At 60.6% G+C, this 26,457-nt stretch carries 36 protein-coding genes; 21 read left to right on the plus strand and 15 right to left on the minus strand.

The window, feature by feature from the left end; all coding sequences use genetic code 11:
- Positions 1–108: 108 nt before the first annotated feature.
- On the minus strand, positions 109–2,619 hold the full coding sequence (locus PX52LOC_RS08075; protein WP_149109613.1) for a protein kinase domain-containing protein: 2,511 nt from the start codon (positions 2,617–2,619) through the stop codon (positions 109–111).
- Between the two features lie 305 nt (positions 2,620–2,924).
- Between PX52LOC_RS08075 and PX52LOC_RS08080 the strand changes: the two genes are divergently transcribed.
- Positions 2,925–3,557 carry an MOSC domain-containing protein gene (locus PX52LOC_RS08080; protein ID WP_149109614.1) on the plus strand — a complete coding sequence of 211 codons (633 nt, stop codon included), beginning with the start codon at positions 2,925–2,927 and terminating at the stop codon, positions 3,555–3,557.
- A 56-nt stretch (positions 3,558–3,613) separates the two neighbouring features.
- On the opposite strand, the gene PX52LOC_RS08085 is transcribed toward PX52LOC_RS08080, so the two are convergent.
- On the minus strand, positions 3,614–4,279 hold the full coding sequence (locus PX52LOC_RS08085; protein ID WP_149115442.1) for a GP88 family protein: 666 nt from the start codon (positions 4,277–4,279) through the stop codon (positions 3,614–3,616).
- Between the two features lie 213 nt (positions 4,280–4,492).
- Between PX52LOC_RS08085 and PX52LOC_RS08090 the strand changes: the two genes are divergently transcribed.
- The 3 genes from PX52LOC_RS08090 to PX52LOC_RS43795 all read left to right on the plus strand — a co-directional run bounded on the left by PX52LOC_RS08090 (position 4,493) and on the right by PX52LOC_RS43795 (position 6,685).
- Positions 4,493–5,392 (plus strand): phage Gp37/Gp68 family protein, encoded by a 900-nt coding sequence (locus PX52LOC_RS08090; protein ID WP_149109615.1) that lies wholly within the window; start codon positions 4,493–4,495, stop codon positions 5,390–5,392.
- A 485-nt stretch (positions 5,393–5,877) separates the two neighbouring features.
- Complete coding sequence (locus PX52LOC_RS43790) at positions 5,878–6,309, plus strand: IS5 family transposase (protein WP_390635390.1); 432 nt, start codon at positions 5,878–5,880, stop codon at positions 6,307–6,309.
- Entirely contained in the window at positions 6,221–6,685 is a 465-nt protein-coding gene (locus PX52LOC_RS43795) for an IS5 family transposase (RefSeq protein WP_390635391.1), read from the plus strand. Before PX52LOC_RS43790 ends, PX52LOC_RS43795 begins: the two co-directional genes overlap by 89 nt.
- Positions 6,686–6,889: 204 nt before the next feature.
- Here the strand turns inward: PX52LOC_RS43795 and PX52LOC_RS08105 are convergent.
- Positions 6,890–8,021, minus strand: a protein-coding gene (locus tag PX52LOC_RS08105; RefSeq protein ID WP_390637529.1) for an IS3 family transposase whose coding sequence is annotated in 2 segments (ribosomal slippage) — positions 6,890–7,738 and positions 7,740–8,021 — 1,131 coding nt in all. Because the reading frame shifts where the segments join, the coding sequence is not laid out codon by codon here.
- Between the two features lie 101 nt (positions 8,022–8,122).
- Between PX52LOC_RS08105 and PX52LOC_RS08110 the strand changes: the two genes are divergently transcribed.
- Genes PX52LOC_RS08110 through PX52LOC_RS08125 form a run of 4 tightly spaced genes read left to right on the plus strand, consistent with a single transcriptional unit; the run spans position 8,123 to position 9,475 of the window.
- Positions 8,123–8,449, plus strand: coding sequence for a hypothetical protein (locus tag PX52LOC_RS08110; RefSeq protein WP_149109617.1), 327 nt, complete (start codon positions 8,123–8,125; stop codon positions 8,447–8,449).
- A complete protein-coding gene (locus PX52LOC_RS08115; protein ID WP_149109618.1) occupies positions 8,443–8,901 on the plus strand; it encodes a hypothetical protein in 459 nt (152 codons plus the stop codon). Before PX52LOC_RS08110 ends, PX52LOC_RS08115 begins: the two co-directional genes overlap by 7 nt.
- Positions 8,898–9,182: a hypothetical protein gene (locus PX52LOC_RS08120; RefSeq protein WP_149109619.1), complete on the plus strand. Its 285-nt coding sequence runs from the start codon at positions 8,898–8,900 to the stop codon at positions 9,180–9,182. Before PX52LOC_RS08115 ends, PX52LOC_RS08120 begins: the two co-directional genes overlap by 4 nt.
- Positions 9,179–9,475, plus strand: coding sequence for a hypothetical protein (locus PX52LOC_RS08125; protein WP_149109620.1), 297 nt, complete (start codon positions 9,179–9,181; stop codon positions 9,473–9,475). The genes PX52LOC_RS08120 and PX52LOC_RS08125 overlap by 4 nt, the downstream gene beginning before the upstream one ends.
- Positions 9,476–9,478: 3 nt before the next feature.
- Here PX52LOC_RS08125 and PX52LOC_RS08130 read toward each other — a convergent pair whose 3' ends face one another.
- From PX52LOC_RS08130 to PX52LOC_RS08170, 9 genes are all read right to left on the minus strand, one after another.
- Positions 9,479–9,862 (minus strand): response regulator, encoded by a 384-nt coding sequence (locus tag PX52LOC_RS08130; RefSeq protein WP_149109621.1) that lies wholly within the window; start codon positions 9,860–9,862, stop codon positions 9,479–9,481.
- Between the two features lie 165 nt (positions 9,863–10,027).
- Positions 10,028–10,225 (minus strand): hypothetical protein, encoded by a 198-nt coding sequence (locus PX52LOC_RS08135; protein WP_149109622.1) that lies wholly within the window; start codon positions 10,223–10,225, stop codon positions 10,028–10,030.
- A complete protein-coding gene (locus PX52LOC_RS08140; RefSeq protein WP_149109623.1) occupies positions 10,222–10,611 on the minus strand; it encodes a zinc-finger-containing protein in 390 nt (129 codons plus the stop codon). Before PX52LOC_RS08140 ends, PX52LOC_RS08135 begins: the two co-directional genes overlap by 4 nt.
- On the minus strand, positions 10,608–11,072 hold the full coding sequence (locus PX52LOC_RS08145; RefSeq protein WP_246173675.1) for a J domain-containing protein: 465 nt from the start codon (positions 11,070–11,072) through the stop codon (positions 10,608–10,610). The genes PX52LOC_RS08140 and PX52LOC_RS08145 overlap by 4 nt, the downstream gene beginning before the upstream one ends.
- Before the next feature lie 101 nt (positions 11,073–11,173).
- On the minus strand, positions 11,174–11,467 hold the full coding sequence (locus PX52LOC_RS08150; protein WP_149109625.1) for a DUF2312 domain-containing protein: 294 nt from the start codon (positions 11,465–11,467) through the stop codon (positions 11,174–11,176).
- Between the two features lie 27 nt (positions 11,468–11,494).
- Positions 11,495–11,941, minus strand: a complete 447-nt coding sequence (gene ssb, locus PX52LOC_RS08155) for a single-stranded DNA-binding protein (RefSeq protein WP_149109626.1) — start codon at positions 11,939–11,941, stop codon at positions 11,495–11,497.
- A gap of 20 nt (positions 11,942–11,961) precedes the next feature.
- Positions 11,962–12,888 (minus strand): AAA family ATPase, encoded by a 927-nt coding sequence (locus PX52LOC_RS08160; protein ID WP_149109627.1) that lies wholly within the window; start codon positions 12,886–12,888, stop codon positions 11,962–11,964.
- A gap of 10 nt (positions 12,889–12,898) precedes the next feature.
- Positions 12,899–14,143, minus strand: coding sequence for an AAA family ATPase (locus PX52LOC_RS08165; protein ID WP_149109628.1), 1,245 nt, complete (start codon positions 14,141–14,143; stop codon positions 12,899–12,901).
- Between the two features lie 25 nt (positions 14,144–14,168).
- On the minus strand, positions 14,169–15,242 hold the full coding sequence (locus tag PX52LOC_RS08170; RefSeq protein WP_246173676.1) for an exonuclease family protein: 1,074 nt from the start codon (positions 15,240–15,242) through the stop codon (positions 14,169–14,171).
- A 94-nt stretch (positions 15,243–15,336) separates the two neighbouring features.
- Between PX52LOC_RS08170 and PX52LOC_RS43800 the strand changes: the two genes are divergently transcribed.
- From PX52LOC_RS43800 to PX52LOC_RS08195, 6 genes are all read left to right on the plus strand, one after another.
- Positions 15,337–15,519: a helix-turn-helix domain-containing protein gene (locus PX52LOC_RS43800; RefSeq protein WP_390636895.1), complete on the plus strand. Its 183-nt coding sequence runs from the start codon at positions 15,337–15,339 to the stop codon at positions 15,517–15,519.
- Positions 15,512–15,694 (plus strand): hypothetical protein, encoded by a 183-nt coding sequence (locus PX52LOC_RS08175; protein WP_149109629.1) that lies wholly within the window; start codon positions 15,512–15,514, stop codon positions 15,692–15,694. The genes PX52LOC_RS43800 and PX52LOC_RS08175 overlap by 8 nt, the downstream gene beginning before the upstream one ends.
- Positions 15,695–15,708: 14 nt before the next feature.
- Positions 15,709–16,044, plus strand: coding sequence for a hypothetical protein (locus PX52LOC_RS08180; protein ID WP_149109630.1), 336 nt, complete (start codon positions 15,709–15,711; stop codon positions 16,042–16,044).
- A gap of 215 nt (positions 16,045–16,259) precedes the next feature.
- Positions 16,260–17,054 (plus strand): hypothetical protein, encoded by a 795-nt coding sequence (locus PX52LOC_RS08185; protein ID WP_149109631.1) that lies wholly within the window; start codon positions 16,260–16,262, stop codon positions 17,052–17,054.
- Positions 17,011–17,631, plus strand: a complete 621-nt coding sequence (locus tag PX52LOC_RS08190) for a hypothetical protein (protein WP_149109632.1) — start codon at positions 17,011–17,013, stop codon at positions 17,629–17,631. Before PX52LOC_RS08185 ends, PX52LOC_RS08190 begins: the two co-directional genes overlap by 44 nt.
- Positions 17,628–18,017: a hypothetical protein gene (locus PX52LOC_RS08195; protein WP_149109633.1), complete on the plus strand. Its 390-nt coding sequence runs from the start codon at positions 17,628–17,630 to the stop codon at positions 18,015–18,017. Before PX52LOC_RS08190 ends, PX52LOC_RS08195 begins: the two co-directional genes overlap by 4 nt.
- On the opposite strand, the gene PX52LOC_RS08200 is transcribed toward PX52LOC_RS08195, so the two are convergent.
- Genes PX52LOC_RS08200 through PX52LOC_RS08210 form a run of 3 tightly spaced genes read right to left on the minus strand, consistent with a single transcriptional unit; the run spans position 18,018 to position 19,299 of the window.
- The gene (locus PX52LOC_RS08200) at positions 18,018–18,479 is read right to left on the minus strand and encodes an SRPBCC family protein (RefSeq protein WP_149109634.1); all 462 of its coding nucleotides are present in this window, start codon (positions 18,477–18,479) and stop codon (positions 18,018–18,020) included.
- 39 nt (positions 18,480–18,518) lie between these two features.
- Positions 18,519–18,977 (minus strand): SRPBCC family protein, encoded by a 459-nt coding sequence (locus tag PX52LOC_RS08205; protein WP_149109635.1) that lies wholly within the window; start codon positions 18,975–18,977, stop codon positions 18,519–18,521.
- Entirely contained in the window at positions 18,970–19,299 is a 330-nt protein-coding gene (locus tag PX52LOC_RS08210; RefSeq protein ID WP_149109636.1) for an ArsR/SmtB family transcription factor, read from the minus strand. The genes PX52LOC_RS08205 and PX52LOC_RS08210 overlap by 8 nt, the downstream gene beginning before the upstream one ends.
- Positions 19,300–19,429: 130 nt before the next feature.
- Here PX52LOC_RS08210 and PX52LOC_RS08215 point away from each other — a divergent pair, with 130 nt between their 5' ends.
- The 7 genes from PX52LOC_RS08215 (at position 19,430) to PX52LOC_RS08245 (ending at position 26,446) form a co-directional block, all read left to right on the plus strand.
- The gene (locus tag PX52LOC_RS08215) at positions 19,430–20,458 is read left to right on the plus strand and encodes an FUSC family protein (RefSeq protein WP_168218866.1); all 1,029 of its coding nucleotides are present in this window, start codon (positions 19,430–19,432) and stop codon (positions 20,456–20,458) included.
- A 597-nt stretch (positions 20,459–21,055) separates the two neighbouring features.
- Entirely contained in the window at positions 21,056–21,379 is a 324-nt protein-coding gene (locus PX52LOC_RS43805; RefSeq protein WP_149115444.1) for an HNH endonuclease, read from the plus strand.
- A 67-nt stretch (positions 21,380–21,446) separates the two neighbouring features.
- Positions 21,447–22,088 carry a hypothetical protein gene (locus PX52LOC_RS08225; protein ID WP_149109638.1) on the plus strand — a complete coding sequence of 214 codons (642 nt, stop codon included), beginning with the start codon at positions 21,447–21,449 and terminating at the stop codon, positions 22,086–22,088.
- 56 nt (positions 22,089–22,144) lie between these two features.
- Entirely contained in the window at positions 22,145–22,750 is a 606-nt protein-coding gene (locus tag PX52LOC_RS08230; protein WP_149109639.1) for a terminase small subunit-like protein, read from the plus strand.
- 6 nt (positions 22,751–22,756) lie between these two features.
- Complete coding sequence (locus tag PX52LOC_RS08235) at positions 22,757–24,316, plus strand: hypothetical protein (protein ID WP_149109640.1); 1,560 nt, start codon at positions 22,757–22,759, stop codon at positions 24,314–24,316.
- A gap of 15 nt (positions 24,317–24,331) precedes the next feature.
- Complete coding sequence (locus PX52LOC_RS08240; RefSeq protein ID WP_149109641.1) at positions 24,332–25,666, plus strand: phage portal protein; 1,335 nt, start codon at positions 24,332–24,334, stop codon at positions 25,664–25,666.
- Between the two features lie 3 nt (positions 25,667–25,669).
- Complete coding sequence (locus PX52LOC_RS08245; RefSeq protein WP_149109642.1) at positions 25,670–26,446, plus strand: hypothetical protein; 777 nt, start codon at positions 25,670–25,672, stop codon at positions 26,444–26,446.
- Positions 26,447–26,457: the final 11 nt, after the last annotated feature.

Genomic DNA, 26,457 nt, shown 5'->3' on the forward strand with positions numbered 1-26,457 from the left:
TTCTTCGTTTTGGGCGTCGCCTTCGGCCGGGCTGCTCCAGGGTTTCGTGCTGCGCACCGGCTTTGCCGCCTTGCACATCCCTGATGCGGGGGGCTGAACTCGACACCGCTACTTCTGTGCAGGCGGTGGGAGTTCCTTGATCTCAATTGCTTGAAATCGAGCTTCTGTCCCCGCCAAGAGGGTGAGGCATATACGGCAGTTCTCGGCCGGCATGTTCTCGTCCGTGTGATCGGCCGTTCGTATCCCATCTATTTCAACCTGGATGCGATTGCCTTGGACAATCACCCCTAAGCCATACCACTTATTGGGATCGATCTTGGGTTGCGACAGAAGCGGGTAAAGGCCGTTTCGCAAGAACAGTAGGCGTCCTGTCTCTTCACCCGGCTTTCCGTCTGCCGACCCGAAAGATACCCGATACAGCCCACCAGATCCTGCAGGTCCTTCAAAGAGGCTCAAGTGGCATTCACGTGCCGCTGGCTTCGTCGTTCGGAGACGAAGATGAAAGTTTCGGTATATGTTGGATGTTAATTTTAACACACTTCCGCCCATGCCTATTCCAGTAGTGGGCCAGCTTCCCACGAGCGTTCCATTCACGACTGTCCATGTTCCGGTTTTATTCCCTAATTGCTCCCATCCTGACAAATCCCTGCCGTTGAACAACTCGACGAATCCTGTCGGTTGTTTCGGCAGTTCCTTTATTTCCAGAGATTGGACTTTTACAGAGGAGTCTCCGGGAATATGCAGTGCTAGACCCAGCGGCTGAGCCCATAGACCTGCGTCCGTATACTCAGTTGTCAGCACGCCATCCACGTCGACACGTAGGCGATTACCTTCTAAAATCACATCGTAAGTGTTCCAGGCCTTTTGATTTGCCACACTGCTGACGCTCTCGCCCACTTGAGAAACCAGTTTTCCTTCAACCATGACACGTCCGGCAGCCGGAGCTAAATTCTCTGCGGACGCAAACATTATCCGGTACCGGCCGTGGTGCATTCCACGAATACCATTCCCAATCAACAGGGATGCAGGTGGTCCCGGAGATCGCGCAGCTCGGACCCGAATGTGGAAGTCTCGAGGCGTATACTTGTTGAACCGAAGGATAGAGAACGGAGAACGCGGAGAGCCTTGGCCGGTGCCAATTAAAACTGCATCCTTCACTTCCCACACGGCCTGGTCCTGTGGATAGATCCGTGTCCAATCATTAAGGTCATGACCGTTAAACATTGCGGTGAATGCTGGCACGGCTGGACGAGGCGTCTCCTTCGAAGGTAAGCCCGTGGGGGCGACGATAGGATTATTTGGACTGATCGGAGGCAGTGGGTCGGGCTGTTTGATATTCGTGTCCGGCGTTAATTCGGTCTGCTCAATCTCACCTTGCTTCTCTTTCAAAATCGAGGGCATCGACACCAAGGCTGCGATACCGACGATTGATAATAGCGCGGCGCCAATGGCAATTTTCTTCCGGCTTTTTGAAGGGTGAGTTACCTGTGTTCCCGGTAGTTTGATTGCTATGACAATCTTGCGCAGCGCATCGGCAACTTCGGCCGGGGTTTGATACCGATCAGCAGGATTCTTTGCAAGCATCCTACTAGCAATCGTTTCGAGCGCAGCCGGGACCTCAGGCCGCAATTTGCGCAGGGGCGGAGGCTGCTCCCGCGCATGGGCCATCAAGTATCCCATCTTTGTTTCACTGGCAAACGGCGGCAGACCTGTGAGGAGGGCGTAGAGCGTGCAGCCAAGAGCATAGATGTCTGTCCGGATATCCGCGCTCTTCATTTCGATAGCCTGCTCCGGCGATAAATACGCCGGTGTCCCCATAACCTCTCCGGTATTTGTAAGTCCAGCATCTGTTGCATCCGCAGTATTGGCCTCTTCGCGAGCCTTTGCTAAACCGAAGTCCACGATCTTAACCACTGCTTGCCCGCCAGATTCAATTAGTAGCAGATTGCTAGGCTTGATGTCGCGGTGTACAACTTGGCGTTCGAACGCATGCTGAAGCCCGTCAGCCGCTTGTGCAACGAAATCGCAAGCATCGGCAACAGAAAACGGACCATTAGCTCGAACTCGCTTATCGAGGTTGTCGCCTGCGAACTCCATGCTGAACACGAATAATTCGCCTACCCGAAAGGCCGCGTACGGAGTTACAATGTTTGGGTGATTGAGACGACCGATCGCCTCCATCTCTTGCTTGAATCTGGCAGTCGTGTCGCGAGTTTTCTGGCTAGACGGGATAACCACCTTGAGCACTTCGTCACGTCCGAAACTTTTATTGCGAGCCAGATATACTGCTCCCATTCCACCACGGTCAAGCTCTCGTACATCCGTATACTGCTCAAGCGACTGTAGCAAGGCCAGCACAGTGGCATCCGGGTCCGAATAGGCACCCGTTGTGGCACCGGCAGCGGAATGAGGGAATGGAGGCGCAAACTGGACGTGCGTGCCGGTCGAGAGTCGCGATTCAGGCTTCCCCACATCCACATCGGAATGATTGTTGGCGGAATAGTTCCGACACGGACCGCAAGTCCGCAGATGCTGTTCAATGCGCGCAATAAGATCGGCATCAAGCGTACCGAGGCTGTACTGCGTCAATTCGTCGTCCGTCGGATGGGAGACCGCCATCGGAAAGCTCCGGATTCATTCGCAGGGCAAGGCGTAATTGTCCGGCTGGGTGCAGCGAACTTCAAGAGACACATTTCTGAATCTCAGACAATGCGATACGAGGAAATGCTTCGGCTCTGACTTGTTCACGCGCCTTTGGCACACCGGTCGTACCCTGCGAAGCAGCGCAAAGAGAAGCCACTGGCTTTCCCTTGCGGGTTTCGAGGACGGTTCATCACGCCACGCACCCATCCAGATGCGGAAACGGCAAGTTCGGAGTAAACCAGCAGCGTCGTTTCTGTTCGTGGGCAACGAGGGCAAGTCTCGTGAAAGTCATTTCTTTGAGCGTCGGCGGTCCGCGCGAGGTCGAGTGGAACGGCGAAACCGTGCTCACTTCGATCTTCAAGACGCCCGTTGATCGCCGTTTGCACGTCACCACCCTGAACTTCGAGGGGGATGAACAGTCCGACATGACTGTCCACGGCGGGATCGAGAAGGCCGTGTACGTTTACCCGTCCGAGCACTACCCGCAGTGGCGGAAGGAACTACCTGATGCTGATCTGGAAGGCGCGGCGTTTGGCGAGAACCTGACGACCGAGGGCTTGCTGGAGGACGTGCGAATCGGCGATCGGTTTCGTATCGGGACCGCGGAGTTCATCGTCACCCAGCCGCGCATGCCCTGTTACAAGCTCGGGATCAAGTTCGGCCGCACGGATGTGCTCCGGCGGATGCTCAAATCGGGGCGGACGGGATTTTACTTCTCCGTTGCCGTTGAAGGGGATGTTGGGGCGGGCGACGCCATCGAGCCGATCAGCCGGGCGGAAGATGCCTTCACCGTTGCGGATGTCGTCCGGCTCTTCACAGTGGAGTCGAAGAACCAAACACTGCTCCGTCGAGCGGTCGAGAATCCGGTACTCCCTGAGAACTGGAAGGACTACTTCCGTGAGAAACTTCGGTAGACCGGTAATGGCAAAAGAAACCCCCGGTTTTCCCTTGCGGGAAGCCGGGGGCAAGTTCATTCAGTCCAACAATAGCGGCATGTGGCGCAGGTCGTGCCCTTCTTCTTCCCTTCCGGGGTTTCGGTCGGGCAGGCCTTTTCTAGCACGTGCAGCGGCAGAGTCAGCTTGCGAAGCGGATGATCGAGGAAGACCAGATCGGAGTCTCCCACATCCTCATCCACGCTCGTTTGCATCCATGCCACCCTCGCGTTCTCCGGCACTTCATCGGGGTATCCCGTTTCGGCGTCGGCGGAGAGCCACAGCTTCATGTTCGGCACGAGACTGAGTTCCTTCAGGATGAGACTGATCGTCGGAACGCGCCAGCTCCGGGTGTAACACCAGAACGACGTGTGCGGCGACCGAACCATCACATCCAGCATCTTGCGGGCGTAGGCAGGGCAGTAAATGTCCCCAGCACAGTGCCAGCGCATCAGCAACACACCTTTGCGGTACAACTCATCGACCAGGCGGTCAGCGAAGTCGTCCCGCTTGCTCTGCTCGTAGCACCAGTTGAGGCGCTCTTGCACTTGTGGGAAGGCAAACCGACCCTTGCGTGCGTAACATCGGCTCATGCACAGTCCAGATTTACCAGGACAGGTCAGGCCAGCAGGAAGATCGAAGTGGAACGCTTGCTGTGAAAGCTTTTCGTTCCCTGCGACCAACAAACCTCGAATCGTCTGCATGACTGCATCCGAACGGGTAGGACTGGCGGAGTTGAGGAACATCCCCAAAGCCACCAAGTCGAAACCCAGCAGCGAGCGCATGGATTTGAGATTCGCGCAAGAGATTTATGTGATGCGTCTGCGAATAAAGTTGTTGAGCTATGGGGCGCGATGCCCTAGGGTGCGAATCACGCGAGGGCAATGAAGTCTGGCGGAACGAAGCATGGGACAGTAATGGTGGAGAACAGCAAGATCGAGTGGACGCACCACACCTTTAATCCTTGGATCGGCTGCACCCGTGTGTCACCAGCTTGCGATCACTGCTACGCTGAAACTTGGGCCAGGCGCTACGGGGCAGTGGAATGGGGAGCGGGGAAACCTCGCAAGCTCACGAGCGAGGCCAACTGGCAGCAACCGCTCAAGTGGAACCGCGAAGCGGAGAAGACTGGCCAGCGGAAGCGGGTGTTCTGCGCCTCATTAGCAGACGTGTTCGACAACGCAGTCTCGTATGAGTGGCGCGAGCGGCTCTGGAGGCTGATCCTCGACACACCGCATCTTGACTGGCTGCTGTTAACTAAACGCATAGGCAATGCCGACCACATGCTTCCCTTGAAAGGCACGCCGAAGAACGTCTGGCTCGGTATTTCGGTGGTGAACCAGCGAGAAGCCGACCGTGACATCCCGAAATTGCTCAAGACCGAGGCGAATGTACGGTTTCTGAGCATGGAGCCCTTGCTGGGGCCGGTGGACCTGAACCGAATCGAAAACACTGACGGCTTCCACGCCAGCGCCCTCACTCGTCAGGTTGACGGCAACTACTACGAATTCGAGAAGACGATCGACTGGGTGATCGTCGGCGGCGAGTCCGGCAAGGACGCCCGTCCCATGAGTCCTCATTGGGCGCGAGACCTGCGAGATCAATGTGCGGTTGCTGGCGTGCCCTTCCTCTTCAAGCAATGGGGTGAGTGGGGATGGTGGCAGGGCGGATACTTCGGTCCGGGCAAGTTTGAGGCGACATTCATTGGGGACGAGTCCGCCCCGTTCCGTGCGTGGATGACCAAAACAGGCAAGAAAATCGCAGGGCGGGTGCTCGACGGCCGGGAGTGGAACGAGTTCCCTGTGATGGCAGCATGACCCCTTCCGAACTCCGCTCCCTCGGTTCCCCGTTCCCCGGTTGGCAATCACGCCTTGCGCGTTGCCTGAAGGTGAATCCGCGCACCGTGCGTAGCTGGGCTTCAGGGCGTAGTCGTATTACCCCGCAGATGGAGCGGCTGATTCGGCAGGAGTTCGAGACGTGGCGGAAGAAGAAGCAGGAGGCGAAATGAGTAGACCGGATTCGAAGATACACAATCGCCCGCATTACTTGGGGCAAAAGAACTTCTACAATCTCAACGCCGCGTGCGGGATTGTGTGGCAAGCATTCGATATTAGTTATGGGATATTCCTGGTTGGCTCGTCGCTTTGCACCAAAGACTACCGCGATGTTGATATTCGCGTGATGCTGCCTGATGAAGAGTTTGACCGCATTTTCCCGCTGTGGAACCCATCAAAGCCTAGGCTGTGTCTGAAAAGCGGTTGGTGGGGCGTAGAATGCGTGGCCCTCCCACCGGACGACCGCCATGCAGACGCCGCGCTACGCCCTGACCGATGCCCAGTGGGCCGCCCTCGGCCCGCTCCTGCCGCCGGCCAAGCCCGGCGGGCGGCCGCCGTCCGACCCGCGGCGACTGATCGACGCCATGCTCTGGGTGCTGCACACCGGGGCCCCGTGGCGGGACTTGCCCGACCGGCACGGGCCGTGGCAGACGGCGTACCACCGATTCAACGCGTACCGCCAGGACGGCATCTGGGACCGGGTGGTCGAGCACCTGCAGCGGCACGCCGACCTGGACCACGGGCAATGGAACGTCGACGGAACGGTGGTGCGGGCCGCCCGGCCGGCCGCCGGGGCGAAAAAAAAAGGCGGTGGCCGGCGAGCCGGCCGATCACGCCCTGGGCCGCAGCCGAGGCGGGTGGGGGACCAAGGTGCACTTGGTGTGCGACCGGGCCGGTAACCCGCTGGCCGCGGTGCTGACCGGCGGCCAGGAGCCAGAGGTCGTGCACCTGGCCGCCGCCCTGGCGGCCGTCCCGAAGGGCCTCGGGCCGCCGAAGGCCCTGGCCGGGGACAAGGGGTACTCGGCCAACCGGGTGCGGGCGACGTTGCTCGCCGCTGGCATCGAGGACGTGATCGCCCGCCGCAAGGACGAGTTGGCCCGATTGCCCGCACCGCCGGCGTTCGACACGGGCAAGTACAAGCGGCGGAACGTCATCGAGCGGCTGAACGGGTGGTTGAAGGAGCGGCGGCGGGTGGCCACCCGGTACGAGAAGTTGGCCGTCAACTTCCGGGCCATGATCCAACTCGCCTTCGCCCTGTGGTACCTGACACCGTAGCTTTTCAGACACAGCCTAGCCCCTTCTGGAACTTAGCCTGCACCTCCATTTCCGAGTGGCTGCAAGCTCGCACCGGCCTGCCGATAGATTTCCAAATTCAGAAGGCTAGTGAAGCAAATGCGGAGTTTCCCATCGAAACCAATCGCCGTAACGCTCTGGGTATAGTGGACCCCATTTGCGAGACCAAAAACCGACGAATTTAAGCTACTCCTTCGCCGGCTCTTTTGACCGTCCGGCCCGGTACACCTCGGCCGGGGTCTTGTACCCCAGTGACTGGTGCAAGCGGGCCTCGTTGTAGAAGGTGAAGTACGCCTTCAACCCCCGCTCCAACTCGGTCACCGTCTCGTATCCCCGCAGGAACACGTCCTCGTACTTCACCGTCCGCCACAGCCGCTCGACGAACACGTTGTCCAGGCACCGCCCCCGGCCGTCCATGCTCACCCGCGCCCCGGCCGCCTCCACCCGCTCGACCCACGCCCCGGCCGTGAACTGCACCCCTTGATCGGTGTTGAACACCTCCGGGGTGCCGGCCGCCAACGCCTCGTCCAGCATGTCCCGGCAGAACGCCCCGTCGAGCGTGTTCGACAACCGCCAGGCCACCACGTACCGGCTGTACCAGTCGATGGTGGCGGCCAAGTACATGAACCCGCCGGGCAGCGGCAGGTATGTAATGTCGGCACTCCACACCTGCCCGACGCGGTCGATCGGCACGCCGCGGAGGAGGTACGGGTACACCGGGTGGCCCCGCCCGGCCGACAGCTTCGGCTTCGGGTGGATGGCTTCCAGGCCCATGACCCGGAGCAACCGCTGGACCCGCTTGCGGTTCGCCGGGTGGCCGTTGCGGGCCAGCCACCGGGCGATCCGCCGGCTGCCGTAGAACGGGCAGGCCGTGTACTGCTCGTCGATCCGCCGCATGAGGGCCAGGTTGTCGGCCGACTCCTCGGCCGGCCCCCGGTAGTACGTGGCCCGGCCGAGCCCGACCAGTTGGCACTGCCGACGGACGCTCAGGTCGGCGTGCCCGGGGTCGATCAGCGGCCGCAGGTCGTCAACCGAACGTCGCAGCTTTTTTTTTCACCCAGTCGAGCTCGACCTTGAGCCGGCCGATCTGCTCGTACAGCGCGGGTGTCTGGTCGTCGCCGGGGGCGACCGCCTTCGCTCCGGCGGCGAACACGGCCTCGGCCCCGGCCAGGAGTTGCTTCTTCCACCCGTGGATGAGGGTCGGGTGGACGCCGAAGTGGGCGGCCAACTCGTTGACCGTCTTGTCGCCCTTCACCGCGGCCAGAGCGACCTGGGCTTTGAACGCCGCCGTGTGGGTCTTCCGCTTCGCCGTCATCAGGACCACCTCCGAGGGCCGCCAGAGTAGCTTACCTGGCGGTCTCAGTTTCGGGGTCCACTATACCGGAGAACCGGGCCGCCGCAGCGGAGCGCATGAGAGCGATGCAAGCCCGCAAGAAAGCTGACACGGGAAGATCGCCTGATAAATCGGAACCGGAAGCACCAGCCTTCACCGAGGACGATCTCCGGATCACCGTTACCAAGCAACGCCGTAAGAGCCATCTCACCGACAGCGACTGGCCGGGAATCAAGCAAATGCTCGACGCAGGTCGCAGCCGCGCCTTGATCGCCAGCGACTACGACGAAAACCCGGAGGAGCTGGACGTCTTCATCGCCTCCTGCGAACGAAGGGCGGGCAAGGCTTCACCGGGGGAAGCACTCGCGTCGCCGTCCGGAGTGGCGAGCGACGCAGCGAGGAAGAAATGGTAGCTGCATTCATCCGCGAGCGCGGGGTGTCGGTGTGCCCGCCGAAGTCGGCAGCCGGAACGAATTACACGCAACCGACCGTTTACGGATACGGTACTCCAGAGTCATTTGTGAATCGCCAATCGGTGGCCTGCAACGAGGAGAACCTAGCCAAGGCGAAGATACTGACCATGTTGCAGGATCTCGGTGGGAGAGGTAGTTTTGAGAGCGGCAAATCAACTGCAAAGCAGAAGCTAAAAGATGACGCACATCGCTGGTTCTTCAATCCCCGAGAACGCAGAGACTTTGAATCCTGGTGCGAGACGGCTGGTTACGACCCTGATTATGTTCGCGAACAGGCTCAGAACATCCTCGACAATGGCCTGCCCGCATGGCGAGCGGAAGCTGGGAGTGGCAAGCGGTACGAGGAGCGACGCCAGTATCGTGAAAGAGTAAAGCAACGGAGTATCGAATGAACCGGTCCATCGTCATCCATCTCAAATCCAGTAAGCCGGCCGCCCGCGTCGAAGCGGCCCATCCGACTGAAAACAACAACTACGTCATGCCGAAGGGCAAGCCGAACCCGCTGACCGTAGCGCAGCAATGGCTCGGTTCCCGCTTGGTGCTACGTGAAGCCGGGCACCACAGCCTCGACGGGCAACCCGCCGGACTAGACGTTATCATGCGGGCGACGAACGCTGTCCTGGTCGCAAACGGCTTCGAGCAGGTCGTACACAGCGACCGGTGGCGGGTGTGAGCAAGTACGACAAATGGGCCGACAGGGTGGGGATAATCGCCGAGATGGCGGCCAGGGGATGCACCGACGGTCAGATCGGCGACGTATTCGGCGTTGGTAATCAGACGATCTACGCCGTCCGCGCTTACCACAAGATACCCACTAACTCGCGGGCCGGGGGCTTCCAGAAGAGAGCGGCGACATCGGAACCCGAGCCTCAGCCCGAACTGCCGGTTGTGAACGGCGTGAAGCAATGCCCGACGCGGTGGCTTGAGGGCGCCGGGAATGGGCCGACGGCGAGGCCGAGGCGGTGAGCATTACGTGGGGTTCCGCCGAAGCTCCGCGAGCATCTTCAGCAATCGGTTCGGCTCGACCGGCTTCACCAGATGGGCGTCGAATCCTGCAGCCTGCGTCCGCCGATAATCTTCCGCCGCGCTCTTCGCGGTGATCGCCACGAGCAGCGGCGGAGGCCCGTCGTGTTCGGCGCGTAGCTCACGAGCAACTTCACACCCATCCATGCCGGGCATGTTCAGATCGACGAGGTAAGCGTCCGGGTGGAACTCCCGTCCCGCGAGTATCGCGTGCGGTCCGTCATAACATGCGCGTGCGTCGATCCCGTACACGTCGAGAAGCATGGCCTCAGAATCGGCGATGTCGTGGTTATCGTCGACGCACAGTACCTTAAGTCGTTTGGTGACCATTGTTACCGCCTGTCATCGAACTGAAATTCCCTGCTCCAGCAGAACGGCGAATGAGGGCCGACTTGCGGTGCTGCACCTGCTGTGCCGCCCAAGCGACGTAAATTATGATCGGGCAGAGTTTTCCGAAGCGATGGCCTTTGTGCATTGGCTCAAGTTGACCAGAATTCAGTGCAGAACGGCCTTGCCCAGCCTGCCCTTGAACGCCCAGCGTTGTGCCAACTGCCTGGCTTGCTTCTCGGTCTCGCACTCGCAGAACCACACTCCGACGAGCCCCCGCTTCTTCTTTCCGGAACGGCGGAAGTACTGCACGCAGTTGCCGTGGACCTCGGCGCGGCGGTTGCCTGCTTCAAATACGATCGTCATGCCGCTAACTCCTTGATGAATGCGTAAGCCTTCCGGGCTTCGTCCAGTGTCCGAAGCTGCGCGGTGTGGTAACCGAAGCCCAAGTGGTCGGAGAGCTTCGCGTAGAGGTCTTTCCTGCGGAACCGCTTTGATTGCCACAGCGGATCAAGAATGCGGTGGATGTGCTGCCGGGCGTTACGCATCTCCGGGGTGGGGATGTTACCGAGCGGGTTCGTTCGATCCTTCGTCTTGTGGTGACAGCCGACGTAGTTGCCGCAGCCGTCGCACTTCCAGAACGGGAGGGAACCGAGGTCTTTCCGGTGCGGGTATACCTCCCGACCGTCGGTCAACCGAGCGGTTACTTTCTCGCTACAGCCGCAGCAGAAGATCAGCCGCCCCGAGGTCATGCGGCTGTTGCTTTCAGTGTTGCCCTGGCACGGTTCAATTCTTCCATCGCTCCGGGCGCACCACCCTTGTCCGGGTGGGCGGACTTGGCCTTCTGGCGATAAGCGGTGTCGATCTCGTCTGCCGACGCCCCGCGTTGAACGCCGAGAATCTCGTAAGGGCTCTTCGGTGCGGGCAGCGCCACAAAGCCCGTGAACGCCTGCTCCACCATCGAACCGCTGCCCCACCGTTCGATGCCGCGAAGTGCCCCGATGGTCATGGCGATGGCGTAAATGTTGTCCTGAACCCGGTCCCAGCGGTCGCATGCGAAGCACATCGACTGCTTCTTGTGCGTGAAGTAAACCGCAACGCCCTTGTCAGCCGGCGGGGACTGGTTCGAGTAGGGAAGCCCGTCCAGGCGAAGCTTGATGTTCGTGGAGAGGACTGGCGTGCCAGCGCCGAGGCGGCGGATTTCAGAGAACAACTCTTTCGTCGCGGCGTCAACGGAACGCGAACCGAAGCGGGAGCGTTCAGGATTAGAAGCACGGGGGCGGCCGTGAGGCCATTGCAGCGGATATGCTTCGGTCATGCTGCCTCACCTTCGCCCTCGAACAGGGGCAACATGCCGAGTGCGTTCAGATAAACGTCGAGGATGTTCTCCTGCTCTTCGCGTTCACTGGCGTCCTGCTTTCGCATCTTCAAGATGGTGCGGATGGCCTTCGTGCAGTAACCATTGCCCTTAGCTTCCGCGAACACGTCACGGATGTCGGCAGCAATGCCCGCCTTCTCTGCTTCGAGTTTTTCGACCCTCGCGATGATCGATTTGAGTTGATCGACCGCCACGCCCCCCACCTTCTTGCTGTTGTGTCCTTTATTCATGCAGATTCCTTTCGCTAAGCTGTTGATCTAGAAGGGTATTTCATCGTCTAGTAGTTCCGCGACCGGTGCTTGCTGCCTCGGCGCGGGTGAATCGTATTGTTCGGCGGTGTCTTCAGTCCGCTCCGCTTTGGAGAGCATGACGAGGGTGCCGCCGAAGTTCTGAAGCACAACCTCGGTCGAGTATTTGTCCTGCCCGTCCTTGTCGGTCCACTTGCGGGTCTGGAGTTGGCCTTCGAGGTACACCTTCGAGCCTTTGGCCAGATACTCCTTTGCGATCCTGCCGAGGTTTTCGTTGAAGATGACGACCCGATGCCACTCGGTCCGCTCCTTGCGTTCCCCGGTGCCTTTTTCCTTCCAGGTCTCCGAGGTGGCGACGCTCAGGTTGACGATCTCTCTCCCATCCTGGGTGGATCGCACGTCGGGCGCTGCCCCGAGGTTGCCTACTAAAATGACTTTGTTTACGCTGCCTGCCATATTTGTTCCTTCCTTCGTTGTTAGAATTTGAGTTCGGCGGGCGGTGCTTCAGCCGCCTTCTGCCGATCGTCCGCCATCCGCGCAAGAGCCTTGTTCTCCTCATGCTTCGGCAGGAGGACCTTTTTCTGCTTCCCGGTAAGCGTCTCCCAGAAATCCGTGTAGGAGGTGGTGCCCAGTGCGGCGTACTCGGTGCCCTGCCTGAAGAGCACTTCCGGGTTCTCCTCGGCCGGCGCACCGCCTTCCGACCACGCCCGCAGCTTCCGCCCCATATCCTTCGTGACCAGTGGCTGCTCGCCAGCAAACAGAGGCAGGAGCGGTTCGGGACATTTCGTCACGACAGGACGGTGCGTGCCCTCCTCCAGGAGGAGCGAGAGCGTCATCTCGAACGCGAAATTCTTTTCCTGAACAGGCTGCAGGCCCTTGGGCACGAACTGCTCCTTGCCTTGGGCGTCCTTGACGATCAGCGTCTTCTCCCGTGCCCGAAGACAGAAGATCAGGTGCATCGACGAGGCCAGCAGGTGGTTCATCATCCGCTTGTGCTCCATCTTCGCTCGTGCCCAGTTCGGCATGCCCCGTAGCTTGTTGTTCTCGGCGATGTCAGAACAACCGCCGTGGCCCTCCCACTCGTGGGTCATGCTGTCGATCACCAGCACCTTGCACCCGTGTTTCTCGAACGCTTCTATCGCGTCGGAATAGCGGGACGGAGCGAACGGCTCCTTGATCTCAGCGATCTCGTACCCATCCGGTAGCGCAGCCATGATGCCGGGGCTGTCGGCGTACATGCTGCCGCGACCGTTTTCGGTGTCGAGGAACCCGACCGAACCCTTCCCGGCTAGGCCGGCGGCCAGCAAGAGTGCGGAGTAGGTCTTTCCTGAACCCGATACGCCGGAAAGGCTTATGAGCATCGGAACGGCCTTGCGTTTGGCTGGGGTGATGGTTAATGACATGCCCGCCTCCCTACGCCGCTTCGTTGACGTGGGCGACGGCCCCGTCTTCCATGTAAATGCCGATCTTCCCCGACGTGTTCACCGACTCGATCCAGACCTGGTAGCCGTTACCCTTGGCCAGCCCTTCGATGATGGCGAGGCCGTCCTCGTCGAGCAAGGAGCCGTCCTTGATGCGAATGACCTTGAGTTTCGGGTTGGCCGCCATGGCGATAGCCACGCTCGTGCGGAGTTGCTCGGCACTGGACGACTGGTCGAACGGGATGCCGTTCAGGAGCACCTGCCCGTCGGACAAGGACAACCCATCGATCGGCATCTTCGCCGCCGCAATGGCGTCTTCTTTGGTCTTGGTCCGCTCGGCCATCTTCGCTGTCAGGGCATCGCTCGCGGCCTCGGCGGTTTTCGCCTGTTCGAGGAGCTTGGCCTTCTTGGCACGCACGGCAAACTCGGCGTTCCGTGCCTGGGCGTCGGCGATTTTGGTGCGAAGGTCGTCGACCACGATCTTCTCCGCTAAAGGCTCGGCCGTGTCGAGCTTGTCCTGTAACTCGGCCATTTCTTTCCGGTACACGGCGATTTTGGCTTCGAGCGCGACGACTTCCTCGCCCTTGATGCGGATAAGTTCTGCCGCGTCGAGGCGGCGCTGCGCCCGCGTGTCAATGTCCGCGTTGCGCTGCGCGGCGTTCGACAGTTCGGTGACAAGGGCATCAACGTCGATCGGCTGTTCCAACGCCTCGAACTTGAACTCGAAGCCCTCCGCCCGCGTGCGATACTCTTTCTCCTCGCGGTTACGGAGGGTGCGGGTTTCGTAATCCAGCTTGTTCTGGGTGTCGAGGGCGTCCAGATCGACCTCGATCTTCGCGATCCGCTTCAACTCCGTGTACTGGCGGCCGCAGTCCATCGTGGCGAACGCCAGCGGGTCGAAGGAGAGTTCCCCGATCAAGTCGTCGAGCATCTTCTGAGGGGAGGGAAACCGTGCGCCTTCCGCGTTTTCGACGGTGAGTGTGGATCCCTTGTCGGTGAATTTCCGGGTGACGACGATCTCCCCCAGGTCGAGCTTAATCCGGGCACTCTCCTGACCTTTGCGGATCGGCATGGCCTGAATCTCCTTCGTGCCCCCGAGTGCCCACCAGATGGAGTCGAGGACCGAGGTTTTCCCTGACCCGTTCTTCCCGGTGATCTGGACCACATCGGTCGCTGGTGTGATGTCAACCACCTTGAGTTTCTTGACGTTCTCGGCCGTAAGTTGCAGTATTTTCATGGGTTGTGTCCTTTCAGTTGGGTTTCTAGCTGAACATCAGCATTGGCAGGTCGGTGTCTTCGAGTTGGTGCGGCGATAAGTGGTCGCGCCACGGGCCGTCGCCGTACTTGGTCAGGCACTCGGCATAGAGCAGTTTCATGTCATAAATGCGCATGTGTGCCGAGGACCAGTAGACGTTCAGGTCGGCGCCGGGGGCCTCGGCCTCCTTCATCAGCACCATGCGGAGGTCGAACGGCGGGGCGGACTCAATGAAGACCAGCACAAACCCGTGCTCTTCGGTCTCCGTGAACTCCTTCAGCCACTGCTCGCTCACGTCGCCGTAGGTGCGGATTTCCCCGGCGGCCAGGCGCTGCCGTGCCAGCTCGCGCACGAAGTTGTAGAAGACACACTGTAGATGGTAGCCCTCGTAGAAAATCGCCTCGAAAACGGCCTTCTCGACCGGCTTCCCGCGTGAGTTGGAGAATGTCTTGATGTCGATCGTGGAGCGGGGACGCACGTAGTCCATCCGAGCCTTGAGCATCACGCCCGTCTCGGGGTCGCGGACGAAGAACGACACTTCCGGCATGCCCCCGCTGAGGGCCGCTGTAACGTGGGGATCGGCGGCCATTACAGCAGCCGCCCCGGCTATCTTCTTCGACTCCTCCTTGCCGAGGAATGTCTTTCCCTCGTGCTCTTTCGCGTGCCGCTCCAGTTCCAAGTCCCACACGACGGCGGGCAGCCCACTGGTCACGATGCGGTCGATGAGATCCGACTTCTTCTTGGCCGACTTCGGTAGCCCGTTGGCTTCGAGGAACGCCTTCATGTCGTCCGCCGTGACGAGTGCGCCGGGGTAGTCATCCGGCGACAGCTTCATGGCGAAGTGGCGGGCGAACCGCTCGGGCTCGAGGGCGAAGCAGTGCGTGGCCTTTCCGAACCGCCTCGCGCCGGTATCTTCTTCCGGCTCGCGGTCCGGGTTCAGGTTCTTGTGCCAGTAATTGAGCTTCGATACCGTCAGGTGTTTGATGCCGCTACACGACAGCCCTTCGGCGGCGTGGTAAATGTCCTCGGGCATATCGAAGTAAATACCTGGCTCGATAACGGGGCGAATCTTGTTGGGCATACTGAATCCATTCAGTTGTTGACAATCGAATTGCAATAACGCAAACCTAGACGGGAAAGAAACTTCGCGCAACAACTTATTTTGCAAAAGTGCAATGCTCATCACAGCGCAACAACTACTGGTCGAAGCCGAAGAAAAGGGCATAACGGACGAGTCCATTTGTCGGGCAGTCGATGTCCACCCCACAACTCTCTGGCGGTGGAGGAAGGGGAACAATCCTCGATTCGACCAACTCAGAAAACTGATCGGCCTTGTGAAGGGTGCAGAGGGTGACTAACTCTTCCCGCGTCCTGTACCAAGCGTTCCTCAAGAAGGGATTGAGCAAAGAGGACGCCTTCTTTGCAGTCATCGACCACTACTTCGGCTTGTGCGGGAACGTGGACGAGATCAACCGGAAGGAAACACAGAAGCTCGATGTGCGGGTAAATGCGCTTGAAAAGGGCAGTGCGTGAAGGAGTCACTGGTCGTGAACGCCTGCATCCGATGGCTCTACCTGCACGGGATGCAGCCAATCCGCAACAACACGGGTGGGTTCAGCAAGAGCTACACGGACAAGGTCGGACACACAAAGACGCATCACGTCAGCGTCGGCCGTAAGGGCAGCGGAGATATTCTGGCTTGCACGCCTTCAGGTATGTGGCTGGAAATCGAGTGCAAGAACGAGGACGGCAAGCAGTCGCTGGACCAGATTGAGAGGCAGAAGCACATCGAGGCGATGGGCGGCCTGTACATTTTAGCCAGGTCGATCGACGATCTCGAGGCGCGGAAGGTGGACATTATCGTGCCGGGACGCCGCCCATAAGTGCGGCATAAATACAACTTGCAGAATAATAAAGGCCGTGTAAGGATCAGCTTCAGCAAGTGCCGTCAGGCATTGCAGGTGGGGGCTTGAGTTGTACCGACGGGTGCGACTGACACGCTCGTCTCATCCTTCCCCGGATTGAGCGCCCCCGCCCCATTCGGGGGAGAGACAGGGGAAAGGCATGAGGGATTTTTCAGTTCTGAGCGAGGCCGCCGATGAGTGACAACGGCTACGTCCTTGCGTTCCGCCGCGTCTGGCAGCATCCCGTGTTCCGAGACCTGCTGGACGCCGGCATTTGGAACTACCTGTACCAAAATGCCGCCTGGCGGGATACCCGCGTGTTCACCAACGGAACCCGGGTCGAGCTACGGCGTGGCCAAATATTCGTCTCGCTTCGGGGCCTTGCAGAAGGGTTTTGCTGCGCCGAGCCTCGCGTGAGGCGACTCATCAACGACCTCCACGCCGACGCAATGATCGAGGTGCTGCCGACGCACCGGGGCACCATCATAACCATCTGTAATTACGAAGACTATCAGGGGGCCCAGATCACCGCCGACGCACTGAACGACACACCGCCAACGCCCAGACCGCGCACCGGCGACGCACCTATAATAAAGAAAGAAACTAATACAACTAATAAAATCAATTCTTCCTCGTACCTTCCTGAATTTGAGTCCTTCTGGTCAACCTACCCGAAGAACAACGGCAGCAAGAAGGACGCAGCAAGAGCCTACGAAAGAGTAACAACGAAAGGAGTCACCCATGAAACTATCCTCGACGGAGCAAGACGATACGCAGCCTACATTAGTGCCAAGCCAGACGGGGCACAGTTCACCAAGCACGGATCGGCCTGGCTCAACGGCCACTTCTGGGAATCCGAATGGTCCATCAACCCTCCAGGCGGTAGCCACGTCGCAGGACACGCCACGAAGTCTAAATTCCAGCTTGCTCTCGAAGCAACAGAACGTGCCCGCACTGAGCGCGAGCGCCGAGCATCGTGCGAAACTTGACCTACTGCTGCTGGGTTGCTTCACCGTTCAAAAAATTTATGGCCGTGATCCTGGTTCGATCGAAGCGGTAAACCACATCTTCCATTCGACTCTTGCCAAACACCCGGCGGATCGGGTCATCCGGGCCTTCGACCTGTGGCTGGAACGGAGCCAGGAGTTCCCAACCCCGGCGGACATCATCGGAATCATCAAACGCAAGGGCAGGCCGCCATTGTCGAAGGAGACCTACATCGCGATCAGCCGCAAGGACGCCGAGCTTCGAGACGCCTCGGACTGGCAGTTCCTGCGAGAGTACGAGGCCGAGCAGCGTCAAGAGGTGAGCGGGTTCGACGACGACGCGAAGGCCGCAGTCACGCTGCAGGAGAACATCACCCTCCGGCAACAGGTGAAGACGCTGACGGCGGAAACTGTGCGCCTCGCTGAACTTCTGCACCAGACGCGAGTCGCAAAGGGGTCGCAGCCGGTGGAACCATCGCATGCCCAGAAGGTTGCAGCCACTGTCGCCGCGATGCGTGCGGGTGGGGCGTCCGAGGATGACATAGCCGCGTTCGAGGTCAGCCAAGGCGTGGCCGCGTGAATCTGACCGGTCAGCCCGTCTACGCCAAGCATCGGAAGCGCAAACCCCGAGACCGCCAACCGACCGCTTCACTACCAGAAACGTTCGCAGAGCTTCAGCAACTCGCCCGCCAGAAGGGCACGGACAAGCAGTACCGCCACTGGATCAGTCACCAGCCATCCTGCGTTTCAGGTCGCTTCTCCGAGTGGGTGGATGGCGTCGGCCGCTGCGAGGCTGCTCACGTCCGCCGAACGTGGTTGGGCAGCGGCACGGGCAAGAAGGGCGATTACTGCTGCATCCCTCTCACCCGATCTGAGCACGCTGCCCAGCACCAGCACGGGGAGCACGACAAGGAGTGGTACGAGGTCCAAGCGGCGAAATACCTCCGCCGCTGGCTCGCCTCCTGATCATTTTCCCTTCGACCACGTGCGCGTCGCCTCCAGCGACTCTCCCGTCTCCAGCATGCTTTTCAAACTCGACAGAAACTTCGGCCATCCGGTGGAAACACCCGCGATTAGTTTCGACTCAGGCTTGTCCATTTCGTGAAGCACGGTCAGTTTGACTGTCTCGCCTTGCGGTTCCAAGGTGTACGTCATCCTGGAATGTCCTTCCGGCGTAAGTTCCGGGTGGTCATTGTGCTGCCAAGTCAGCACCAATCGCTTCGGAGGGTCGATCTCAACGACCTCCCCGCCGGCGATGGCGCGACCGTCCGGTGCCATCAGTTTCCACGGCGCGCCCTTCTGCCAGGTACAGTCCTGCCACGTTTCCACCCAGTATTTCCGTGTGAACTCCGGCTCGATCAGAGCCTGCCAGAGCTTCTCCGGCGTGGTGCGGATGTAGGTGACGTAAACGAAACGCGAATCGGCCACGGTCGGCCCTCCGTTGATGGGTTGAATATCTCGGGCGAGTTACTTCGGCGGGGCGTGCCACCGCTTCATGGTCATGGGCATCGCCTTGCCGGTCTCGATCATCGTCTTCAGGCTGGAGAGAACGGCCGGCCATCCCTGCGACACACCCTTGTGCATCGGCGAGTCCACTTCGAGTTCCTCGTGGATGACCGTCAGGCGCACCGCTTCCATGAACGGCTCGATCTGGAAGGTGACGCGGGAGGGGCGGCCGGGCGCTTTCGGAGAATCCCAGCTCAGGACCAGCTTCGTGGGCGGCTCCGACTCGATCACCTGCCCGACAACATCGGCCGTTCCGCTATCGATGTCCTCATGCGCCCAAGTAGAACCGGGCTTCCAGTCCGACACGTTCCGGTGCCGCGCCCAGTAGTCCTTTGTCATCTCCGGGTCGCTCAGGGCGGCCCACACCTTCTCCGGCGTGGTCGAGATGTACGTCACGTAGACGAACGTTGTGTCAGCCATCAGCTTTCTCCTCCAGCTTCCGTTTGAGTTCCGCGAGCGCTTCCAGGCGCCCCTTCTCGAATTTGCCGATCCACCGCTCGGCGATCTCATGAATCGGCACGGGGTTCAGGTAGTGGAGCTTCTCCCGGCCCTTCCAAACGACCGCTACGAGATTCGCTTCTTCGAGCAGCTTCAGGTGCTTGGTCACCGCTTGCCGGGTCATCTCCATCAGGGCGCAGAGTTGCCCGAGCGTCTGCCCGCTCTCGGCGTGCAGCCGATCCAGCAGAAGCCGCCGTCCGGGGTCGGCCAGTGCTTTGAACACGAGGTCGAGGTCGTCGGCCATGCGGACATTATGCAACCAAATGGTTGCCTGTCAAGCCGAGGTGCGGCCTCGAAACTAACGAAGGCAGTTCTGCCGGCGCGAGTCTTGCGGCGATTCGGTGCCAATTACCGGATGGATCAAGGAGAGCGATGTGAACTGGCAAACGTTTCGTGTCTGCCTGAAGATCGGGTTGGCGGTCGGCTTGGCGTACCTTTTGACTTACGGCGAGCGATCGCACAACTCACTGTACGCGGTGCTGACGGCGGCGTTGATCGTTGGTGAGAACTTTGGCGATGATCTGAACCAGTCACTCGTCCGGCTGGTCGGCACGCTGCTGGGTGCGGCCCTCGGCGTGCTCTTCCTCATCACCCTCGGCGTGGATGTGTGGGGCGTCGTCGCGGCAGCCGTCGCCGCCGCCGTGATCTCCCGGCTGATTAAGCTCGAACAGCTCAGCCGGGTGACGCTGGCCGTCTGCATGGTCACCCTGCTGATCCGCCCCGACCACGTCGTGTCTTACGGCATGTACCGCTTCCTGAATACGCTCATCGGCGCCGGGATCGGGCTGGGGGTCAGCATCCTGGTGTGGCCGGTACGGGCCGAGGTCGCAGCCACCCAGGCAGTGAGCAAGCTGCTGTTGCTGGCGGCCGAAGTACTTCATACGGTCGGTAAACCGCCCCCGGAAGGAGAAGAGGAAACGGACCAGACCGAGATGCAGTTGGGAAAGGTGTTCAAAGCGATCCGGGACGCCCGCCGCGAGGGGCAGGTGTTCCGCACGTCCGCGACCGCCACGGCCGAACGGGCGATTCTCGGCGGACAGGTCGGCCTGGGTGCCATTGCCGTCGCCAGCGGGTGCGAGCGGCTACGGCAGAACACATCGGCCGCTCCCTTCGTATCTGCCGTCACAGCCGCATCCGGCCGTCTCGCCGATCGGGTCTTAACGCTTGCCAAACAGACCGATTCGTCTCAACCGATCCATGAGCCTTTCCCAGAGATGCCAACGCCGCCGGCAGACGCTGACCTGAACGCCACCGAAGGCGTGCTTATGGCCGGTGTGATCGGCGAACTTCGGGTCATCGCCTCGGCCCTCGCGGTGCTGGAGCGGGTGAACGTGCAGCCGACGAAGCACGAGGTCATCGACCAGATGAGGGAAGACGCCAAGAAGGCGGGCGACGCGAAGTGATGCGAAACGCCGCCGACGATGGCTGGCACACGCCGCGGTGCAGGGTGATGCGAAGTTCGGGGAATGAGGCGGAAAGCGTCCTGAGCATGTCCATGCCCCACCGTACCTGACCGCCGGATCAAGTCGCTATTCGGAATGCGGCGATGCGGTATAAGGGCGACGTAAGGAAGTGCTTTCAATAAGAGTGCCAGAACTCAGTTCCTTGTTGCTGCACCCACCATAAACCTGTACCCTTTCCGGCGTTTACGGATATTGTCCGAGCGTGGTCCGAATGCAAACAATCGAGCAATGAGCAAGATTCTGACACCTGAAGAACGTCAATCGCTGCAGAAACTATGGGCCAATTGCATGCAGCCGCATCTTGGTAGACCTGTTGTCACGCTTATAGACGCGCGAAAGAATGATCAGATACGGTATTTTTCAGGGCGACCATGCAAGAGAGGGCATTATGCCGAGAGGCTATGTTGCAATGGTGCATGCGTGGAATGCCTCAAATTGACGCAGCCAGCCCGTTACGAGAAAATAAAGTCCAACCCACTCGCCGAACAACGGCGACGCGAGAGGGCTACAAAATGGAGGAAAGATAACAAAACCAAAATGCTTCAAAGCCACGCAAGGTGGCGGGCGGCAAATAAGGGCAAACTATCGGCTCTGCACCGCAATCGCAGGGCACGCAAGAAAAACGCCACCGGCACTCACACCGCAGAACAAATTGCCGACCTGCTTTGGAAGCAACGCAACAAATGCTTCAACTGTCTTCGGAAATTGGACGGGAAATATCATGCGGATCACGTCGCCCCTCTCGCTCGTGGCGGAACTAACGACATAGGTAACATCCAGATTCTTTGCCCATCCTGCAACTGTCGTAAGCACGCTAAAGACCCTATTCGGTGGGCGCAGGAGCAAGGCAGGCTTCTTTGAATGGATAATGCTTGCGCCAACCCCACATCCTGTGGCACTCTGGCAAAACAACAGCTAGGGGTGGGGCATGACCGACGCGGAAGACTTCAGTAAGGCTACGAAGCCGGAACTTCGCAAGGCTCTGCAAGCCGCTCTTACTGCAAATGTAAGCCTCACCGATGCGGTCGGAAGACTGCTCAGGCGGCCTGAGCCTCCGGCTCCGCGTCAACAGAGCCGCGAAGAGGACACAGTCCCCGCCGGGTGGGCGGAGCGGAACGGCATCTCGATCCCCCGCGCCGAGGGCATTCACGAATCCCGCGAGGCGTGGGTCCGGGTGAAGAGCGGAGTCATCGTCGGCGCGGGTCTGAAGAACCAGTCGATACTCCTGCTCATGGTCTCGCTGCGACTTCTCGACCAAGGGGCGGAGCACCACGGCAACCTGTACAAGGACTGGCGTGCCGCGTTCCTCTCCCGCGTCGATCCGACGAAGTCCGGCGAACCGGGTGGGGGGAACCCCAATGCGTGGAGCAAGGAAGATCGCTACAGCAAGCTCATCCACCGACTGGACAAGGACCTGCTCGCCGCCATGGACAGCATTGTGGCCGTCCGTCCGAAGGCGAAGCACCTCGCTGCGTTCCAGGGTCACCAAGAAACCTTTGCCGGGGCGTTCATGCAGGTGGTAAACGCGATGAGGGACATCAACCGCGAAGCCGGGGATTCGGTCCCCTGACACAAAGACGCAATACGAAGTAGTTGCGCGAACCATAAAGATGCGATAAGGTTGTCTTGCAAAGCCGATTTCGCACGTCAAGATTTCGACTTTCAGCACGTTTTCACCACCCGCCCGGAGCGGGTTTTTTCAGTTTTATGGGTAGAGCATCGGAATATAGCCAGGAGCTGGCCGACATCATTTGCGAACGCATGATTTGCGGAGCGGACGACAAGCCGGAAAGTCTTCGATCGATCTGCCGCGACGATGGCATGCCTCGCTTGGGCACGGTGATGCGGTGGCTTGCCAAGTACCCCGAGTTCAGAGAGCAGTATCGCGCCGCGCGCGAGGCTCAAGCCGAGGTGCATCATGAGGAAATCCTTGAGATTTCCGACAACTGCACCGACGATGTGCAGACCCTTTTAGGCAACGACGATGAGACCACCCTCGGCCGGATCAACCATTCGGCTGTGGCGCGGGCAAAGCTCCAAGTCGATACCCGGAAATGGATCATGTCGAGGATGGTCCCCAAGAAATACGGCGACAAGATTCAGCAGTTGCACTCCGACCCCGACGGCAAGCCGCTTCCCGCGGCGCAACAGAACACGGTCTTCCTTGGCGATCTGCAGGGCCACTCGCTCGACGAGCTGACGCGACTGTTCACCGAGAAGCTCAAGTCTTAGGCCCGCATGGCCTTTAGCACGGACGACCTGAAACAAAGCCTGATCCGCCGCCTCCAGTTAATCGACCGCCTCGGCAGCGATCCCGAATTACAGGCCATCGCCCTCGCCCGGTCCGCCAAAGACCCGGCTTGGTGGTGCAACACCTTCTGCTGGACCTACGACCCGCGCGGCGCCTCCGTCGGTCTGCCCGCCTACCTGCCGTTCGACCTGTTCCCACGCCAAGAGGAACTGTTCCAGTGGCTGGACGACCGGGTGTCGGCTTCGCAGGAGGGCCTCGTCGAGAAGTCGCGCGACGTCGGCTGGACCTGGGTGGCATCGGCCTTCGCCCTGAACAAGTGGCTCTTCGCCCCCGGCTTCAAGACCACGTTCGGCAGCCGCAAGGAGGTCTACGTCGACAGCAAGGGCGACCCGGACAGCATCTTCGGCAAGATCCGCCTGATGATCGACCGGATGCCGCACTGGATGGTGCCCGAAGGCTTCAAGCCGTCCGAGCACGACAACTTCATGCGCCTGCTCAACCCGGTCAACGGAAACGCCATCACCGGCGAGGCCGGCGACAACATGGGCCGCGGCGGCCGCTCCACGCTCTACGTTGTGGACGAGGGAGCGTTCATCGAGCACGCCGACAAGGTGGACGCCGCGATCGTGGCGAATGCGAACGCGAGGATCTGGGCCTCGTCGGTCAACGGCACGGGCAACGTCTTCTTCCGCAAGCGGCACTCAGGGCACATCCCGGTATTCCGCTTCCACTGGTCCGACGACCCGCGCAAGGACGCGGCCTGGGCCGAGGCCAAGCGACTCGAACTCTCCTCAACACCGGCCACATGGGCGGCGGAATACGACATCGACTACGCGGCCTCGGTCGAAGGCATCTGCATCCCCGCCAAGTGGGTGGAATCGTCCCGCAAGCTGGCCAAGGCCCTAAACCGGGAGCCGCAGGGCACCGGACGGGCGGGTCTCGACGTGGGCGGCGGCAGAGCCAAATCGGTACTCGTGCCGAAATTCGGACCCGTGGTCGCCATGCCGACCTTCTGGCAGACCGTGGACAACATTCACGTCACGCACTCCGCGCTGGAAGCCGCCCGGGAAATTGGCGTCATTGAAATCAACTACGACGCCAGCGGGCTCGGCAACACGGTCACCAGCACGCTGGTCCACGCGAACACCGACGGCTTGGTTGTCTCCCCCATCAACGTGGGGATTCCGCCGACCGAGACGCTGATGCCCGACGGCCGCATGGCCACGCAGTGGTTCGGCAACCTCAAGGCGCAGATCTGGTGGGCTATGCGCGACGCCTTCAAGGCCACGCACGAACACGTCCGCTACCTGGAAGGCTACGAGGACGGGGTGCCGCACCCGGAAGACGAGTGGATACTGCTGCCGGACTGCAACGAACTCATCGGACAGATATCCCTGGTGAAGTGGTTCCGGAATGAGGCGGGCAAGATCGTCATCGAATCAAAGAAACAACTCGCGATGCGGGGCGTGCCCTCGCCGGATTATGCCGAGGCACTCGTGCTGAACTTCGCACAAGGAGGTTCCGGCTTCCACTTCGCATCGATTTAGGAAAGACCGGACGGAATGGGACTGATTACGAATATCAAGCAGCGGCTCGGCCGCCGGCGGCACGAGCCGCAGCGGGACACCGAGGTCTACCCGCGGCTGATGCAGATCATGTCTGGACAGCGCGTCGCCAACAATACGCCGGTCTTCAAGCCGACCCCGTGGAACCTGCGGGCGTTCTCGACCACGCCCTACGCCCGCCGGGCGATCAACACGATCAAGAACCCCATCGCCCAGCTCGGTTGGGAGGTGGTGCCCAAGAAGGGCATTGAGGAGAACTCGGAGATCCGCCGCCAGTGCGCGCTGGTGACCACCTGCCTCAACAACCCGAACAACGAGGACAGCTGGCGCTCGCTGGTCGAGAAGGTCATCACCGACATCATGCTCGGCGCCGGGGCCATCGAACTGAAGACCGGGGGTGACGGCATGCGGCCCCTATGGCTCTACCCGGTCGATGCCCTCTCCGTGCAGATCTATGCCGGTTGGACGGGCGACCGCCGCGAGGCGAAATACTGCCAGGTGCCGGGCTACGGCATGATGACCGCCGGTAGCGGGGGGATCGACCTGCTTGCCGACGAATTGATCTACATCGCACCGAACCCATCGACCGCCCACCCTTTCGGGTGCGGACCGCTGGAGATCGCGTTCACGACCATCTCCCGCCTCCTGGGTGTTGGCGAGTACGCGGGCAACGTGGCCACGAACGCGCGGCCGACGACCATGCTGGATTTGGGTAAGGCAACCGCCGAGCAACTGGCCGCCTTCCGGTCTTACTGGACCAACGAGATCGAGGGGCAGGGCAAGATGCCCATTCTGAGTACGACGGAGGGCGCGACGGCCATCAAGCTCACCGCCGACGGCGATGCGGCCCTGTACCTGAAGTGGCAGGAGTTCCTCAAGGCCGAGATCGCCGCCGCCTTCGACATCTCGCCCCAGAACCTGGGCGTCGAGCGGGACGTCAACCGGAGCACCGGTGAGGTGGCCGAGGACCGCGACTGGGACCAGGCAATCAAGCCCTGCGCCGGGCTGCTGGCCAGCCACATCAACCGCGACGCCATTGAGGCCAAGCTGGGGTTCAGTCAGATCGAGTTCCGCTTCACCGGGCTCGACCGCGAGGACGAGGTCGCCACGAGCAAGATCTTCGAGACCTACTACAAGGCCAACGTTTACACCCCGAACACGATCCTCGCCAAGCTGGGCGAGCCGCCCGCCGAACACGAGTGGGGCGACATGACCTACGCCGACACGCAGATCGCTCTCAGCGCCGCGCGCGGTGCCGGTGAAGTCGATGACCCCGCCCTGAACGGCGGGAAGAAGAAAGCAACCGCCAAACCCACCACGAAAGGGAAATAATCCATGTTCACACTGCACACCATCGGCCTGCTGTCGGGCGGCAAACAACCCGCATTCGGCGACCGCCTCCTCATGGGGATCGCGAACGCTGTCGCCACCCCCGCCTCGGCGAATGCGATCACTGTGCTCGGCGCGATCACCGCGGGCACCGGCTTCACGAACATCAGCACCGTCACCCTGGCTCCCAGCGGCGGGACGGGCACCGGCCTCAAGGCTGTAGCAACTTCACTTAAGGCGGTCTCGGCGACCGTCGTGAACGGCGGCACCAGCGGTTACGCCAACAGCGACACGATCACACTGGCCAACGGCGTCGTGCTCACGGTCGCCAGCGTCAGCAGCGGGGTCGTGGCCACGGTGACGGTTTCCACGGCGGGTGCGTTCACCGGCCAAGTGGCGACCAACCCCGTCGCGCAGGCATCCACCAGCGGCTCAGGCGTCGGCACCCCCACGTTCAACCTGGCATACGGCCTCGGCTCTGCCGCCATTACCGATAGCGGTAGTTATACCGGCGCCCCGAGCATGACAGTGACCGACACCGCGGCCGGCACCGGCGCTTCCATCGCCACCGCCACCCTGGGGGGCAACGGCAACGCGATCTTCAAGCAGGTCAGCTTCCAGGCACCCACGCCTTACAACGTGCTCGTCGAACCCGGCATCGACTGCCGCCATTACGTCCCCGCCGCTCTGAAGACGAACACAGGCTTCACTGTCGCGCTCGTACCGACGACCGCAGGCACCACGCTGGCGGCCGGCACGTTCGACGCAACACTCATCGCTTAACGAGAAGGATC

Source organism: Limnoglobus roseus, assembly GCF_008254045.1.
Taxonomy (GTDB): domain Bacteria; phylum Planctomycetota; class Planctomycetia; order Gemmatales; family Gemmataceae; genus Limnoglobus; species Limnoglobus roseus.

Excerpts from the sequence above, each read along its gene's own strand:
- PX52LOC_RS08130 (WP_149109621.1), bottom strand. The coding sequence starts at position 9,862 with ATGGTCACCAAACGACTTAAGGTACTGTGCGTCGACGATAACCACGAC.
- PX52LOC_RS08165 (WP_149109628.1), bottom strand. The coding sequence starts at position 14,143 with ATGAAAATACTGCAACTTACGGCCGAGAACGTCAAGAAACTCAAGGTG.
- PX52LOC_RS08205 (WP_149109635.1), bottom strand. The coding sequence starts at position 18,977 with ATGGCTGACACAACGTTCGTCTACGTGACGTACATCTCGACCACGCCG.
- PX52LOC_RS08170 (WP_246173676.1), bottom strand. The coding sequence starts at position 15,242 with ATGCCCAACAAGATTCGCCCCGTTATCGAGCCAGGTATTTACTTCGAT.
- PX52LOC_RS08150 (WP_149109625.1), bottom strand. The coding sequence starts at position 11,467 with ATGAATAAAGGACACAACAGCAAGAAGGTGGGGGGCGTGGCGGTCGAT.
- PX52LOC_RS08120 (WP_149109619.1), top strand. The coding sequence starts at position 8,898 with ATGAACCGGTCCATCGTCATCCATCTCAAATCCAGTAAGCCGGCCGCC.
- PX52LOC_RS08085 (WP_149115442.1), bottom strand. The coding sequence starts at position 4,279 with ATGCAGACGATTCGAGGTTTGTTGGTCGCAGGGAACGAAAAGCTTTCA.
- PX52LOC_RS08185 (WP_149109631.1), top strand. The coding sequence starts at position 16,260 with ATGAGTGACAACGGCTACGTCCTTGCGTTCCGCCGCGTCTGGCAGCAT.
- ssb (WP_149109626.1), bottom strand. The coding sequence starts at position 11,941 with ATGGCAGGCAGCGTAAACAAAGTCATTTTAGTAGGCAACCTCGGGGCA.
- PX52LOC_RS08210 (WP_149109636.1), bottom strand. The coding sequence starts at position 19,299 with ATGGCCGACGACCTCGACCTCGTGTTCAAAGCACTGGCCGACCCCGGA.
- PX52LOC_RS08110 (WP_149109617.1), top strand. The coding sequence starts at position 8,123 with ATGCAAGCCCGCAAGAAAGCTGACACGGGAAGATCGCCTGATAAATCG.
- PX52LOC_RS08115 (WP_149109618.1), top strand. The coding sequence starts at position 8,443 with ATGGTAGCTGCATTCATCCGCGAGCGCGGGGTGTCGGTGTGCCCGCCG.
- PX52LOC_RS08135 (WP_149109622.1), bottom strand. The coding sequence starts at position 10,225 with ATGACGATCGTATTTGAAGCAGGCAACCGCCGCGCCGAGGTCCACGGC.
- PX52LOC_RS08245 (WP_149109642.1), top strand. The coding sequence starts at position 25,670 with ATGTTCACACTGCACACCATCGGCCTGCTGTCGGGCGGCAAACAACCC.
- PX52LOC_RS08090 (WP_149109615.1), top strand. The coding sequence starts at position 4,493 with ATGGTGGAGAACAGCAAGATCGAGTGGACGCACCACACCTTTAATCCT.
- PX52LOC_RS43790 (WP_390635390.1), top strand. The coding sequence starts at position 5,878 with ATGCAGACGCCGCGCTACGCCCTGACCGATGCCCAGTGGGCCGCCCTC.
- PX52LOC_RS08225 (WP_149109638.1), top strand. The coding sequence starts at position 21,447 with ATGACCGACGCGGAAGACTTCAGTAAGGCTACGAAGCCGGAACTTCGC.
- PX52LOC_RS43805 (WP_149115444.1), top strand. The coding sequence starts at position 21,056 with ATGCTTCAAAGCCACGCAAGGTGGCGGGCGGCAAATAAGGGCAAACTA.
- PX52LOC_RS08075 (WP_149109613.1), bottom strand. The coding sequence starts at position 2,619 with ATGGCGGTCTCCCATCCGACGGACGACGAATTGACGCAGTACAGCCTC.
- PX52LOC_RS08240 (WP_149109641.1), top strand. The coding sequence starts at position 24,332 with ATGGGACTGATTACGAATATCAAGCAGCGGCTCGGCCGCCGGCGGCAC.
- PX52LOC_RS08235 (WP_149109640.1), top strand. The coding sequence starts at position 22,757 with ATGGCCTTTAGCACGGACGACCTGAAACAAAGCCTGATCCGCCGCCTC.
- PX52LOC_RS08140 (WP_149109623.1), bottom strand. The coding sequence starts at position 10,611 with ATGACCTCGGGGCGGCTGATCTTCTGCTGCGGCTGTAGCGAGAAAGTA.
- PX52LOC_RS43800 (WP_390636895.1), top strand. The coding sequence starts at position 15,337 with ATGCTCATCACAGCGCAACAACTACTGGTCGAAGCCGAAGAAAAGGGC.
- PX52LOC_RS08160 (WP_149109627.1), bottom strand. The coding sequence starts at position 12,888 with ATGTCATTAACCATCACCCCAGCCAAACGCAAGGCCGTTCCGATGCTC.